The organism is Bradyrhizobium zhengyangense (genome assembly GCF_022012555.1).
Lineage (GTDB): Bacteria > Pseudomonadota > Alphaproteobacteria > Rhizobiales > Xanthobacteraceae > Bradyrhizobium > Bradyrhizobium zhengyangense.
The window spans coordinates 1-13,003 of sequence record NZ_JAKLTZ010000018.1; the positions used below are offsets into that span (position 1 = coordinate 1).

The 13,003-nt window shown below is 58.1% G+C and carries 17 protein-coding genes and 1 pseudogene; 10 read left to right on the forward strand and 8 right to left on the reverse strand.

Annotation, left to right across the window (positions count from 1 at the left end; genetic code table 11):
• The first annotated feature begins 308 nt into the window (after positions 1–308).
• From L6639_RS36445 to L6639_RS36460, 4 genes are all read left to right on the forward strand, one after another.
• Positions 309–761, forward strand: a complete 453-nt coding sequence (locus tag L6639_RS36445; protein ID WP_237866329.1) for an Hsp20 family protein — start codon at positions 309–311, stop codon at positions 759–761.
• 87 nt (positions 762–848) lie between these two features.
• The gene (locus tag L6639_RS36450) at positions 849–1,136 is read left to right on the forward strand and encodes a hypothetical protein (protein WP_237866330.1); all 288 of its coding nucleotides are present in this window, start codon (positions 849–851) and stop codon (positions 1,134–1,136) included.
• Positions 1,137–1,196: 60 nt separating this feature from the next.
• Positions 1,197–1,493 carry a hypothetical protein gene (locus tag L6639_RS36455; protein ID WP_237866331.1) on the forward strand — a complete coding sequence of 99 codons (297 nt, stop codon included), beginning with the start codon at positions 1,197–1,199 and terminating at the stop codon, positions 1,491–1,493.
• 79 nt (positions 1,494–1,572) lie between these two features.
• Positions 1,573–1,875 carry a hypothetical protein gene (locus tag L6639_RS36460; protein WP_333909324.1) on the forward strand — a complete coding sequence of 101 codons (303 nt, stop codon included), beginning with the start codon at positions 1,573–1,575 and terminating at the stop codon, positions 1,873–1,875.
• A 34-nt stretch (positions 1,876–1,909) separates the two neighbouring features.
• On the opposite strand, the gene L6639_RS36465 is transcribed toward L6639_RS36460, so the two are convergent.
• The 5 genes from L6639_RS36465 to L6639_RS36485 form a co-directional block, all read right to left on the reverse strand.
• Positions 1,910–2,176: a hypothetical protein gene (locus tag L6639_RS36465; RefSeq protein ID WP_237866333.1), complete on the reverse strand. Its 267-nt coding sequence runs from the start codon at positions 2,174–2,176 to the stop codon at positions 1,910–1,912.
• Between the two features lie 128 nt (positions 2,177–2,304).
• Entirely contained in the window at positions 2,305–3,027 is a 723-nt protein-coding gene (locus tag L6639_RS36470; protein WP_237866334.1) for an SOS response-associated peptidase, read from the reverse strand.
• Between the two features lie 2 nt (positions 3,028–3,029).
• On the reverse strand, positions 3,030–3,332 hold the full coding sequence (locus L6639_RS36475) for a hypothetical protein (RefSeq protein WP_237866335.1): 303 nt from the start codon (positions 3,330–3,332) through the stop codon (positions 3,030–3,032).
• A gap of 300 nt (positions 3,333–3,632) precedes the next feature.
• A complete protein-coding gene (locus L6639_RS36480) occupies positions 3,633–3,824 on the reverse strand; it encodes a hypothetical protein (protein ID WP_237866336.1) in 192 nt (63 codons plus the stop codon).
• 365 nt (positions 3,825–4,189) lie between these two features.
• Positions 4,190–5,143: a GlxA family transcriptional regulator gene (locus tag L6639_RS36485; RefSeq protein WP_237866337.1), complete on the reverse strand. Its 954-nt coding sequence runs from the start codon at positions 5,141–5,143 to the stop codon at positions 4,190–4,192.
• 280 nt (positions 5,144–5,423) lie between these two features.
• Between L6639_RS36485 and L6639_RS36490 the strand changes: the two genes are divergently transcribed.
• On the forward strand, positions 5,424–5,774 hold the full coding sequence (locus tag L6639_RS36490; protein WP_237866338.1) for a carbonic anhydrase: 351 nt from the start codon (positions 5,424–5,426) through the stop codon (positions 5,772–5,774).
• A gap of 312 nt (positions 5,775–6,086) precedes the next feature.
• On the opposite strand, the gene L6639_RS36495 is transcribed toward L6639_RS36490, so the two are convergent.
• From L6639_RS36495 to L6639_RS36505, 3 genes are all read right to left on the reverse strand, one after another.
• Entirely contained in the window at positions 6,087–6,473 is a 387-nt protein-coding gene (locus tag L6639_RS36495) for a response regulator (protein WP_338076573.1), read from the reverse strand.
• A gap of 521 nt (positions 6,474–6,994) precedes the next feature.
• On the reverse strand, positions 6,995–7,909 hold the full coding sequence (locus L6639_RS36500; RefSeq protein WP_237866339.1) for an ABC transporter substrate-binding protein: 915 nt from the start codon (positions 7,907–7,909) through the stop codon (positions 6,995–6,997).
• A 229-nt stretch (positions 7,910–8,138) separates the two neighbouring features.
• Positions 8,139–9,005: an alpha/beta fold hydrolase gene (locus tag L6639_RS36505; protein ID WP_237866340.1), complete on the reverse strand. Its 867-nt coding sequence runs from the start codon at positions 9,003–9,005 to the stop codon at positions 8,139–8,141.
• A gap of 247 nt (positions 9,006–9,252) precedes the next feature.
• Here L6639_RS36505 and L6639_RS36510 point away from each other — a divergent pair, with 247 nt between their 5' ends.
• The 5 genes and pseudogenes from L6639_RS36510 to L6639_RS36530 all read left to right on the forward strand — a co-directional run bounded on the left by L6639_RS36510 (position 9,253) and on the right by L6639_RS36530 (position 12,892).
• The gene (locus L6639_RS36510; protein ID WP_237866341.1) at positions 9,253–10,122 is read left to right on the forward strand and encodes an alpha/beta fold hydrolase; all 870 of its coding nucleotides are present in this window, start codon (positions 9,253–9,255) and stop codon (positions 10,120–10,122) included.
• On the forward strand, positions 10,119–10,544 hold the full coding sequence (locus L6639_RS36515) for a hypothetical protein (RefSeq protein ID WP_237866342.1): 426 nt from the start codon (positions 10,119–10,121) through the stop codon (positions 10,542–10,544). Before L6639_RS36510 ends, L6639_RS36515 begins: the two co-directional genes overlap by 4 nt.
• Positions 10,545–10,657: 113 nt before the next feature.
• The gene (locus L6639_RS36520) at positions 10,658–11,194 is read left to right on the forward strand and encodes a carbonic anhydrase (protein WP_237866343.1); all 537 of its coding nucleotides are present in this window, start codon (positions 10,658–10,660) and stop codon (positions 11,192–11,194) included.
• Between the two features lie 124 nt (positions 11,195–11,318).
• Positions 11,319–11,774, forward strand: a pseudogene (locus tag L6639_RS36525) (helix-turn-helix domain-containing protein); the annotation flags it as partial.
• A gap of 215 nt (positions 11,775–11,989) precedes the next feature.
• Positions 11,990–12,892 carry an alpha/beta fold hydrolase gene (locus tag L6639_RS36530; protein WP_237866344.1) on the forward strand — a complete coding sequence of 301 codons (903 nt, stop codon included), beginning with the start codon at positions 11,990–11,992 and terminating at the stop codon, positions 12,890–12,892.
• Positions 12,893–13,003 lie beyond the last annotated feature (111 nt).

The following is a 13,003-nucleotide window of genomic DNA, read 5'->3' on the forward strand; positions in this document are numbered from 1 at the left end:
TGCTGCATGGCGCTGATTCTCCTCCAATCAAAACGCCAGACATCCCTCGAACTGCATCAAAAGTGAGTCAGAGCCAAATTTGCAAGCCGATTGACACAAGTGGGATCTTTTCGCGGCCGCCGGCTAGTTCAAAGCATTAACCATCCCGATTTCGGCGGCAAAAAATCGAGCCGCGCCCCTTGAAACTTTCGCATCGGTTCTCATTTTTTTTCGGCGACCGGGACGCCTGTAGGGTCCCGGCCGAGACGGGCGCCCGGACGGTGTCCGGAGCCTGCTCGTACCCATCTTGCTCCAAGGAGGATTTGGATATGAGGTATGATTGGACTCCCCTGTGGAGGTCGAGCATCGGATTCGACCGCCTTTTCGACGCCCTCGACGAGGTCCAGCGGACCGCCGAAGAGACCTATCCCCCCTACAACATCGAACGCATCGACGAGAACCGCTTCCAGATTTCGGTGGCGCTCGCCGGCTTTACGCCTGACGAGGTCGCGCTGACGTCCGAGCAGAACGTCCTGACCTTGGAAGGCAAGAAGTCCGAGAAGGAAGGCAAGACCTTCCTGCATCGCGGCATCTCGACCCGCAACTTCAAGCGCCAATTCACGCTCGCCGACTACATCGAGGTCAAAGGGGCCCACTTCGAGAACGGCCTGCTCGTCATCGACCTGCAGAGGGAGATCCCCGAGGCGATGAAGCCGCGCCGCATCGAGATCAACGGCGCCGCACCGAGCAACGTGACCCAAATCGAATCCAGGGCTGCCTGACCAGGCAGGCAGCCGGGTTCGATCCGAAGCCGCGCGGGTTTTCCCGCGCGGCGATCCCTCAACTCGTCTTTAGAAATGGAGCAAGCGATGCGGCCGACGACCGCCCCCGCCGACAAGGTCATGGACATCAATGCCCTGCTGCAGCCCGGCACGGCGACCGAACATCCGAGTTGCTACGATATCGTCTTGAAGCCGCGCGGACGCGGCCGGTGGAAGTGGGCCGTGCGCCGGGCTGGCGGAGAAATTCTGATGTCAGGGTCAGAGTGCAGCCGGGCGGCCGCGAGGTACAAGGCCGAGCGGGCGCTGTTTCTGCTGCTGAGCGCCAGCGCATCGCGCGCGGCGTCTGTCGGAGGAAGGGCGCCGGACTGGCTATAGGAACTCTCGACGTCACTCGCCGGTTGTCCGCCTCACGATCCCTGGAGTCGGAGGACAACCTTGGAAAGCACGATCATCGGAGAGTTCGCCACGCGGCACGAGGCCGAGCTGGCCGTCGAGCACGTCGTCCAGGAATGTGGCGTTGCGCGAGGCGACGTCTTCGTTCAGCCCGTGGGCGCCGCCAATTCGTCTGGAACACGATCGGCCGGTGCGGACGTGAAGGCTGCACCAGCGCCGGAAGGGCAGCAAAGGCTTGAAGGCGAGATCGAGGTGTCGGTAGATTTCCACGGCGACGAGCCGGACAAGATCGCCGAGGCGCTGAAGGGCGCCGGCGCGAAGACCGTTCGTACCAAGTAAGCTCTTCTGGATGGCAGGTCTCAGGCATCCCGTGACTCCGGACGGGCGCTACTTCGTCGTCCGGGGGAAACTCTGGCGGATGAGCGATCCGACCATAGCTCCCGGCGACAAGGCGCGGCTGGTGAAGCAGTTGATGGATGCGCGCCGCGCAGTGAAGACGGCCAAAGCGGCCGGAGATCCGGAAGCTGAAGCTGCAGCGCATCGGCTCGTCGATCAGACCAAGCGTGGCTTGGGTGAGCGCGGACCGGTGTGGTGGAAGGACGGCACGCCCGATTTCAATCGACACGCGGTCAAGAACACGCCGTACGCCGACTGGTACGCCGGGTCCAGGCGGCAAGCCTCAGACAATCGAAGCGCTTGCTCCCAAAGCCCAGCACCGTGACTCTGTAACGAGCGCGCTGGGGATAAGGACGCGCTCAATCGCTCGGCGGACACTCCGGGCAGGTATCACCGATGGAATCCAAGACGGAGCAGATTTCTGCGACAGCATCGGCGGGGGAGACGCCGTCGGGGTGATCGTGCCGAGCAAGCTCCAGTGCGCGTTCGCGGGCATGGGGGTCGGTCCGATCCTTTGCCCAGCCGTGCTCCTCGCATTCGTGAATCGCGCCGGCGTCCTGCAGCACGCTGATCGCCCAGCCGCGCAGCGCGCGGATCGCCGGCCGTCCTTCTTTCGTCATCAGCATCGAGATGGCTCCTGCCTGGACGAATCCTTCCGCCCGCCTGCTCGTTCCGGGCAGTTACCACGGGTCAGGGATTCGCAATCTGCAGGGCTGGGCCTTGTCCATCTGTTCCGCAGCGCTTGTGGAAAATGTTACGTCGCCGGCGCGGGATCCTCCTTCACGCCGCGGCCAACGATCCTCAACGTTCCGTCCGGAAGGGGCCGCTGTAGTTTGAGCGCCTCCTCGGCCGGCGCCGTCATCCACGTCTCGACCTCTTCTGGCGTCGTTAGGATCACCGGCATCGCCTTGGGATGGATGGCGAAGACCTCGGCGTTGGCCTCCGTCGTCAGGAACGCATAGAGATCGTTGGTCGTCTCGCCTTCCTTGACCTTCCGGACGGACGTCCAGTTGGTCCAGATCCCGGCGAAGCACGCGAGGGGGCGGGTTTCGTCGAGTGCGAACCAGATGTCGCCGCCTTCGGCCTTGTTGAACTCGCTGAAGGAGTTGAACGGCACCACGCACCGGTGCTCCGTACCCAGCCACCGCGTCCAGTGTTTGCTCTTCACGTTGCGGATGTTGGTGGTTCCGGAATCCGGCTCCATCCGGAGCAGCTCCTTGAAATCGACCTCCTTGCCCTTGGCCTGCAATTTCTCGGCACGCTTCTTCGTCGCGTCCATGAGTGCTTTCGATGACGACGGCATGCCCCAACGCGCTGTCGCGAGTTCACGCCCGTCGGCACCGGTCCGGATGATCGGTGCTCTGTGGTCCGGAAACACTCCGGGCATGGGTGCAAGATTGCCGACGTAGCGATTGACGACCCTGAAAAGGGCACTAATCGCCGCCTGGTTCGTCGTGATCGAATAAAGATTGCACATCTTTAAGCGGTCTCGGCGCCGGGAATGGCAATCGCTTTGCCGGTCGCAGTCAGTATTTGTCCTGTTGTTGGCTTCTTCGCATCCTGGTCTGCAAAGCACGACGTGATTACCTGATCGAGCCAGGGCGAGAACAGGGGTGGCCGTCCCGGCTTCAGGTCAACCATCTTTAGGGTCGCCGCTTCCACCAGGTGGCGCGCATGTAGTTCATCGCGTGCTTCGACCCACACAGTCTCCTGAATCGTAGAGGCAGACCACTTTTCGTCAGCGGCACGGATATCGATCGGAGCTAATCGGAAGAGCGTCATCGTCGCCGTTTCCCATCGCTTGCCGCTCCTGACGACGGAGCATCGGGCTTGGCATTTGTAAGGCCAACGATGAACGCCCGCTGGCGATGAGTATAGTGTTTGCCCTCGCTGCACGGTTCGCAGAACAGTGCGTCTTCCAGCATCAAGATCGGCGTCCGCGCGGGTCGTCGAATTTCACGCAGTGAAACTAGTGAAAGGCGCCGGCATCGTTTGCACTTAGCCTCAAGCAGATCGTATCCGCCGTTGATAGCCTTGCCGATCGTAGGATTCGCTTGCCGGTCGTCGACCACCGGGCGCATCTCACCAGTTGTCCACGCCCACATGAGTGCATTCCAGCCTGTCGGCTTCACGTATCTTGGCTTCTGCTGTACTGCGGATCAGCTTCGACTGCTCGAAGTAGGTGTCGTGCAGCCCGTCAGCATGACGGACGCCTTTGGCCTGAGCTTTCCTCAGATCGCCGGAGAGGGGGATAGGAATGATGCGAGGGGACATTCAGTCATGGTCGCGCTGAATCCAACTTGGGGGAAGTCGCTAGGGCTAGGGGATGAGGAAAGTATCGGTACCCGTTGTTGGTCAATGTCTTGACGCGGGGCAACAGTTAGAGCTGTAAAGTCAGCTGCCAGGCAGGCTTGAACTGTTAGAGCAATCCCAGAGTATATTGATTTTGCTTCGTTTTTCGGTCCGTCGACTTTTTTTGTGTAGCACCTCTGAGAGGCATCATAATCAAAGTAGCACGTTACGAGCGAGGTCACCAAGAAGGCAATGCGGAGTCAGCTCACCACTTCGAAGCAGACGTCGTAGCCCGCCCCGCGAAGGTCAGCCAAGGGCCCGGAAGCGGAACTTACCTCACCGTGCAGCTAATCAACTGTCGCGCCTTTCGCTTTCTTGCGCATAGCTTGGGGTGATAGGCCGTACATTCGCAGGAATGCGCGGCGCATTCGTTCGCGGTCCAGAAAACCCGCCTCTTGCGCCACCACGTTGACCGGATGGCGTCCCTCCTCCATCATGAATCTCGCAGCCTCTAAACGAAGTAGCTCAACAGCTTTGGCCGGAGGCTGACCCGTCTCGGTCAGAAAGGCGCGGCTGAATTGACGGGGGCTAAGACCAGCGACGCCTGCTAACTCCTCGACGGAAAGGGTACTCTTGAGGTTTTGGCGGACATAGGCCAAGGCCGACTGGATGCGGTCTGACTTCGGCGTCATGTCAAGCATCGCTGAATGCTGGTTTTGCCCTCCCATGCGGATCCGATCGACGACAAGCAGCCTCGCTACCAAATTAGCCGCTCGGGGCCCCAAGTCTCTATCGATCATTGCCAGCGCTAGATCGACCGCGGCGGTCATCCCCGCGGAGGTCCAGATTGGGCCGTCATTGATGAATATCTTGTTCTCCTCCAACTTTACGTTGGGAAAGCGGGCTTTGAAGCTGGCTACTTGGCTCCAATGCGTTGTTGCACGCCGACCATGAAGAAGTCCGGCTTCAGCGAGAACATACGCACCGTTGCAGAATGAAGCGACGCGCCGCGAGGCTGTCGCGGCTGCACGGACGAATGCAATCATGTTTGCGGTGGACGGAGCAGGCATTGCGAACGATGTAATCGCGCCAACTACGATCGTGTCAAAGGCTGGATGTCCGAGGGCCTCGGTTTCAACGATCAAGCCAGAAGAAGACCGAAGAGGCCCACCTTGCTCTGACAAGAGGTGCAGGTCGTACCGCGGCGAGCCCGACGATTCCGCCGTGAGTTCGAACGCGGTTAACGCGGCGAGGTTCAGCAATTGAAAATCGTATGGGAGAATAAGGCCGATCCGATGCATAGCCGCACTCCGTGTCAAAGTGTCTGGTCGGGAATTCCTGGAGGCTCTCCACATCTGGTGTCGCCGCCGGCTCCGCTGCTGCTTGAGCCAATACGCATGCGTTCTGCACTATTTCATCCGTCTTTGCGCGAGGCACGGTTCAGATGACCTGCCTAGCCATCAACCATGCCCGTTACAAAAGGCGGCAATAATGACCTACGCCAGAACTGACAGCACGGCTACGGTCATCGAGAACTTGCTGCAGTACGAACGTGAGATGGTTATGGCTGCCTAGGTTGGCATGGTACGCAACAATCTCGTTCCGGCGCTCGGAGAAATAGCGGTGTTGTTAGTTTTGACGCTATCACACGTCGCCATTAGCTTGATCGCAATCGTGGCCGGCTTTGTTGCCGCGGTGCACCATACCGATTGCGGAATCATACCCTGCTATTTGAACGTCACCGAAGACGAACTGAACAAGATGGCCATCATGGACCCGTATCGAGCCGTGCGGATCGATGTTGATGCATTGAAGGCGAATGCGAACCTTCCCGCCGCGATAATGGTGTCCGGCGTGGTCTACGATGTCGCAAACGGGAAGATCGAAATCACGGTCCCTCCGGCGCGCCTCCGGGATGAACAGGCTCCGTAGCCGAGGCGAAGGATAGTAAAATCCCAGGGAATACAAGAACCCCATTCTGGTGACGGGCGCGGCCGCGATCTGCGCGAGCTGGCGGATGTTCACCGCCCGATCGAAGGATGTGAACGCCTGTGCCAGCCATGTCTAGAGGTCGCAACCAACGTTGCGGCCGCCGAAAGGCATCACGACGTGAGGGCGTTCGTGAATCTGTCTCAGATGACCGTCAAGGAGATGGACGTCTTCGATACGACGGAAAGCCCTCAACAAAAGCAACATTGGCTGGCCGAGCAGATACTGAGAGCGAAGGCCGTGCCGTTTGTGCCATCAATCATTCGGTGGCGTCGTATGGTTTAACAATTGCGAGACAGCAGTCACGACCTGCGCAGGCGCGAACGGCTTGTTCAGAAGAACGCTGTTGGGTACCCCCCGCGACGCCCACTCGTCGGCGGCTGCGCCGGTCATGTAAATCACCGGAAGGTCGGTGGATAACTCTCTGGCGCGTTGTGCCACCTGCCAACCCGTGTAGTCGCCACGGAGATTGATGTCGGTGACTAGAGCGCAGTAGGTCCCGCCATCGTCCAGCAGGTGTAGCGCCTCTTGACCGGAGCCGACTACCTCGGGTTCGAACCCTCCATCAGACAGCGCGTCTCGGACCATTTCGGCAATGAGGTAGTCGTCTTCAACGATCAGAATCCACAACAGATTTTGCACCGCCCGCCCCTCCGGCCACCCGGTGTGGCAAATAGCTTAAGTACAAAAGTGCACACAAGTTCTACGTTGAGGAAAAAACAACATAGACCACCGTCGACACAGCGAACTGAACGCCCGCTCTGAATGAGAGAGCCAAATTGCGCCAGGGCTTTCGCGAAGCGTCCTTCCTGAGTTCGCGCAAAGTCCGATATGGGGCAAACCTAAGTACGGAGACGGGGATCCTTTTCGTCTCCGTCTTCCACATCGTTCAGACATTGAGCCTCCGAAGCCCAAAGGCCCCAGGCGAACAACCAGCTTGGCCATCGTATTCACCGGCCGAATTGGCCAAAACTTTACTGAGAGCATCTACGGGGTAGTCGGACCCGGGAGTACCAATTGGTCGTAGCACGCAGTGGGTCATCATTCGTGCCACGACGTATGGTATCCACATGAGTGCAGTCGAAGTGGACAAGACGGTCAGAGAGATTAGCACGGACGAAACTTCCATGGGGCGTTTGCGTATACTAAAGCGTGGATTTGGATCACTCAATTATGTCGTCTGTCATAGATAGAAGCGATGATAACTCCAGCCGAAGCGAGGCTGCAGTCTTCCGGTTTACGACCAGTGAAACCTCTTGTGATCGCTGCACAGGCAACTCTGCTGGCTTTGCGCCTCGCAAGATTCTATCGACAAACTCGGCCGCCCGCTCAAATTGCTTCTGATAGTTCGGGCCGCAAGCCAGTAAGCCCCCGGCAGCGACAAAGCCGCGGCGTCGAAAAACGGTTGGTAAGCTGGATATCAGCGCAAAGGTGAGCACTTGGTCGCGGTTGCCCCAAGTCAACTGATCGCTGGTTACGTAGAGAGCGTCGATACCCCGGTAGTGGGCCCCTAGCGTTGGGATGATAGCGTCTTCCACTCGGACGTCTAATAGGTCGATGTCGATGCCGAGTAGGCGTGCAACAACTTGGAGTTCTCCTGCCTCTAGTAAGGCGGCGGGGCTGTTGCCGTTGACAAGAATTGCCAGTCGTCGAAAACTCGGCAGTATATCAGTCAAGGTCTCCAAAAGCCGCCGGCAAATGTCCTTGCGCCCCAAAGACACTCCGGTAACATTCCCACCCGGCCGCGCCAGGTTTGCGACTAAGCCGTCCGCGACCGGATCTTCCGCTTGAGCAAACACGATCGGAATGGCTGAGGTTGATTGCATCGCCATGGTCACCGCTTGTGTACCGGCAGTGACAATGACATCGACGGGGGCGTGGACACATTCGGAAGCGAGTGTTGCAAACCGATCGGGTTGTCCTTCGGCCCACCAATATCTTATGACTGCGCGATCTTCGGTCCAACCTAGCTCGCGCAATTTATCCGCAAAGGCAACGGTGGAGCCGCGTTGCGTTGCAGGCGTGTCGGTTCCTAAGAAACCGACGGACGCAGGAGCCGATCGTGTATTGACTGACATGTCTCGCTAACCTGGTTAGAACAAGAATTGCCGGCACAAATATGGATGTATTCAACCGGCTTATGCGAGAGTGATTGCGTCGACCCTACCGCTTGGATCGTAAGGGCCGGTTTCTTTAGTCGCAACTCCAGATACCAAGTCTAATCGAACGAGCGTATTGGACAGCGTGGACCTGCGAAGATGAGCCGGACGACTATTCGAACTTTTTCTGATGCTAAAGGCACGTCGATCATTCGAATTCAGTACGGATCTCACCGGCCACTAGCTTTGGATTCTGCAGGTGAGGGTAATGTCCAATGCCGCGAAGAAGCTTCAGCTGCGTACCGAGGCGCTTGGCGAGCTCCACTCCCATCTCTTTGTTGATAAAAAAATCATCTTCACCCCAGATTACCTTCACTGGCGTTGTGAGGTCGGCCAGTTTCGATTCGAAGTAATCTTGGTCCCGAGTGAAATGCGAGTAATATTGGGAGAATGCGTCGACTGTAGTCATCGGCCCGTGCGACCAACCTCGAAGCATGTCGTCCTTGAAATCAGCCGCCACCTCAAAATGTGCCTCCTTGGGCAAACCCATCGTGAAAGCGCTCTCAAGTATTTGGTCGCGACTGCCGTTCATGTTGGCACGAACCTGCTCCATCGCGGGTCCCGTCTTCAAACCCTGCAGACCCGCATACATGAATTGAGGTCTGTTGAAGGGCGCGAAGTCGCCGACGATGATCTTTCTTGCGATAGTAGGCGTTTTCACGGCCAACAAGAGCGCGGGCAGCGCTCCGATGTCGGTTGCGTAAATCACAAGCCTCGACGGTTCGATGCCGGTTTTCTGAATGTATCGATCCAGAACCTGCGCGTAATCCGCGGGCGAGTACGGAAATCGGTCGACCGTCGGCCGTGAAGAAAACCCATAGCCCGGCCAGTCCAAGGCGTGAACTTCGTAGTCACCCGCCAGAGCCCCCACAACGCCTTGCCATGCATAGAGTGTCTCTGGAAATCCATGCAGAAGAAAAACGATCCCGTTCGCACCTTCGTTGCGAACAACCGTTCGTCGCAATTCGATGCCTTCGCCGATTTGAAGGAAATCCACCGTTGCGGGCCGTGACATCCCGTTGTCTCCTATCGCTCATCGCTGACAGCTTTGAGTGCGACGCGCCTGGCGGCCGCACAACTTCGGCCAAGAAAGGCTGAGGGTATGCGAAAATCAACTATGCCAATGTATGCAGTCGTGGATGCTTGGAGTCCTGAAGCGACAAGACTGCGTTGTGAGCAGGCAATATACAGCCGTATAATTTAGCAGATCTCGGCAGTCAGATAGCTTGCATCTCGCCATCTGAGACAAGCGAGATTTTCCCATGAGCAATCCTTCGAGCTTCACCGAGCGCATGATCCCCGGAAGCGCGGGACGTCTCTACACGAGAGATTATCCTGGCGAAGGTCCTCCGTTTGTACTGATGCACGGATTTCCGGATCATCTTGGTATCTACGATCAGCTGGTGCCGGAGCTGACGGCAGCAGGGCGGCGCGTGGTCACATTTGATTTCCTTGGTTTTGGAAAATCAGACCGGCCGGATGGCGCCCAGTATACATTTGAAGGACAGTTGCAAGATCTCGCCGCTGTCGTGACGGCTCTCGGCGTGTCGACATGCGTGCCCGTCGCGCATGATTCCTCCGGCCCGGCTGGGATCAACTATGCGTTGGCATTCCCCGAAAAAGTTGCCTCGCTTGTCATACTCAATTCGGGTTACGACGATGACTTTCCGGTTTTGTGGCCGGAAATGGTGACGCTGTTCGCTACACCCGGTCTGGCCGCTTTGGCTTCAGCGATCGCGAACGATCCGGCCCAGTTCGGATGGCTTCTCAATTGGCAACAAGACGAGTTCATGGCGGCTCAGCCGATCGAACAGAGGAATGCCTTCAAGAGTAGCGTTGGCCAACTTATCGCCGACAATTTCATGAAACAACCAAGCGGCGGACCGGCCTTCGTGCAGTTGGCCTCGCATTTCCTCGCCGAGCTTCATCGCAATACTCAGCATCTTCCCGAACTGAAAAGGTTCGACTTTCCCGTCAAGGTGATTTGGGGAGACTTTGACCCGTACATGACGACGAGCGTTGGTCGCAATCGGGCATCCCATTTCAAGAATGCCAAGCTCAGCCCGCTTCCGGGAGGGCACTGGCTCCAGGCCGATATCCCCGACCTTGTCGCAAAGGAGATGCTGTCATGATCCACACTGGTGTTCGACTTGCTTTAGGCGCTTTGGTTGCCGGCTTCCTGTTCGAAAGTGCCCCGCTGTTCGCGCAATCGTCGGCGAACCCTGGTGCGGGCTCGGTCGCGGCTCAGCACCATACGACGCGGGTCCTCGCGATCGGTAAGTTGACGGAGAAAGCGAAGTCAGCTGACCTTCCGGAAGTGCTTTCCCGAGAGGTTCCAGCTACGCTTGAGCTTTATCTTCGGGGCAAGATTGCCGATTGGTATGCTACGGCCGAACAGACCGAGGTCGTTTTCCTCCTCAATGTCACTTCGGTCGAGGAGGCACGCGCCCTTTTAGAGCCTCTGCCCCTTGGGCAGGCGGGCATGATGACATTCGATCTCACGCCGATCGGGCCCTTGCTGCCGCTGGGCAGGTTGCTCAAAGCGAAAAACTAACGAGGGACGTTCGCGCTGCTGCAACGGTCGACGCAGGCCGTTGCGCGCGCAGCGCACCAAGCGGTCCTGCAAGAATAAAGCGATTTCAAAAGATTCCGAAGGGGAGGGTTGACATGGAATTTGTCAGCACGTTGGCCGAGAGAAATGCTCACTTTGCCAGCGAGAGTTTCGATAACACGCTGAAGATGTTGCCGTCGATGCGGACCGTGATTGTCGGCTGTGTGGACGGTCGGGTGGACCCGGCGGAAGTTCTCGAGCTTGAGCAAGGTGAAGCGGTCGTCATTCGCAATGTGGGAGGCCGCGTCAATGCCGCCCTCTATGAGACGCTTGAGATATTGCAGGTCGTTGCCAGTGCTGCCGGCAAGCCGCTGGGCGAGGGATGGAATCTGATCGTCCTTCATCACACAAATTGCGGGATCGTGCCGTGCTTCAAGCATGCTCCCGATCTATTGGCAAAGAATTTGAGCGTTTCGACCTCGGACCTCGATCACATGGCTATCGCGGATCCTTACGAGGCGGTTCGTCTCGACGCCGCCATGCTCGTGTCAAGCGATCGACTACCGGCGGGTCTCATAGTCTCCGGAATGGTCTACGACGTCGCTACCGGCAGGATCGACATCACGGTTCCACCCGAGCTGGTGCGCGGATAGGTCTGCGTGCCAGTCGCCCTGCCCGTGAAGCTAGAAGGTCCTCACGACAAATGGCCGCGAAACCGTATGGCGATAAGCAATGCTAACTGAAGTGCAGAGCACCACTTCCTCGGGGGTTAGCCTTTTGGCACGTCGAGAGCGACCCGGATCGGGCCGCGCAAAGGTTAACCCTTTGCAGAAATGGCGCCTTCGGCGTGTCGAACAGCACGTCGCCCTACATTTCGATCGCACGATCAGCCTGTTTGAACTCGCCAGTGTCGCTGGGCTTTCTAGAATGCATTTCGCGGCCCAATTCCGGGCCGCGACCGGATGCCGACCTCACGAATACCTCCTCAATCATCGTGTCGAGCGGGCCAAAGCCCTGCTGACGACAACCCGGTTGTCACTAACCGAGATCGCAATTGCGGCGGGATTTACTACACACCCGCGCTTCTCCAAGGTGTTCAAGAGCATCAGCGGCCAGGCGCCGGGACGATGGCGAACCGTCGCTAGACGTCAGCGACAAGGGATCGGCCCAGTGCCGCATCCACCGGTATCGTGTAAACTGATCGCGTCCCAACACGCCAGTGGCTTAGCCTAAGCTCCTGGCAGTTTCCATAACCGTCCAACTCTGAGAACAACACTGAAGTGATGATCTCAAAGGGTCTCGGAGCTCCGAGCGCGTTTCCGTTGTTGCCTACATCAGCGTTTGAGAGTTGGGAGCGATACGCTCGTATAATGGCCTGCGTCCCCCCGTCATGCACGACTGCAGCGTATGCAGGCGGCGACATTGCAACGGCCCAGGAGGAAACCGGGATGTCAGCGATAACCGAACGTAAAGATGACCAGAGCGGGGCGGGCTTCAGAACGGCGCGTGTCGAAACGCCAAGCGGGGGCGTGTATGCGCGCGATTACGCTGGGACCGGCCCCGCGTTTGTCATGATGCACGGGTTTCCGGACAATCTGCACATCTACGATGACCTTGTCCCCCGACTTACACGCGCAGGACGCCGCGTGGTGACGTTCGATTTCCTTGGGTTTGGCGCCTCTGACAAATCGCAAGAAGGTGGGTACAGTTTTGCTCAGCAACTCAGCAATCTGGAAGCGGTTGTCTCCCACCTGGCTCTGGAGAGTGCAATGCCGGTCGCCCACGACTCTTCGGGGCCCGCAGCATTGAACTTCGCGCTGAAGGATCCCAAACGCACCGCAGCCGTAGTTGTGTTGAACTCGTTTTACTGCGAAGCGCCGACGCTCAGGTACCCAGAATTCATCGAGCTGTTCGCCAGCAAAAGTCTCAACAAGCTGAGCGAGACGATTCGGAGGAGCCCTGAGCAGTTCGCGTGGGTCCTCAATTTCCAGCGGGCCGCATTCCAGGCCGAGCTTTCGGAACAGCATCGCGCGCACTACTCGTCGGTGTTGGGTCCAATCATCGATGCGAATTTTCGGGAGCAACCCAGTGCGGCCCGCGCTTTCGCGCAGATGACGGCAGGACTTTTCGAGGAAGTGCAGCGAAATACGCAGCGATTACCCGCGCTGTCCTCCATGACAGTTCCCGTTAGACTGATCTGGGGAGACAGAGACCCCTATCTCAATTTGGGCGTGGCCGAGCACTTGGCTTCTGCACTGAAATACGGAGAACTGGTATCGCTTCCAGCTGGACATTGGGTCCAGATGGACGAGCCGGGTGCGGTCGCGCGCGGAATGCTTCGACCGTTTTGAAGCAGCGCGTGCCCTTTGGCTGAATCGTATCGGTGATCATAACCAAACGCTCGGGGTGAAGAATTTGCGCCGGGCAGCACAAGCCTCTTCTGGTCCGATCAAGGTAAGCAA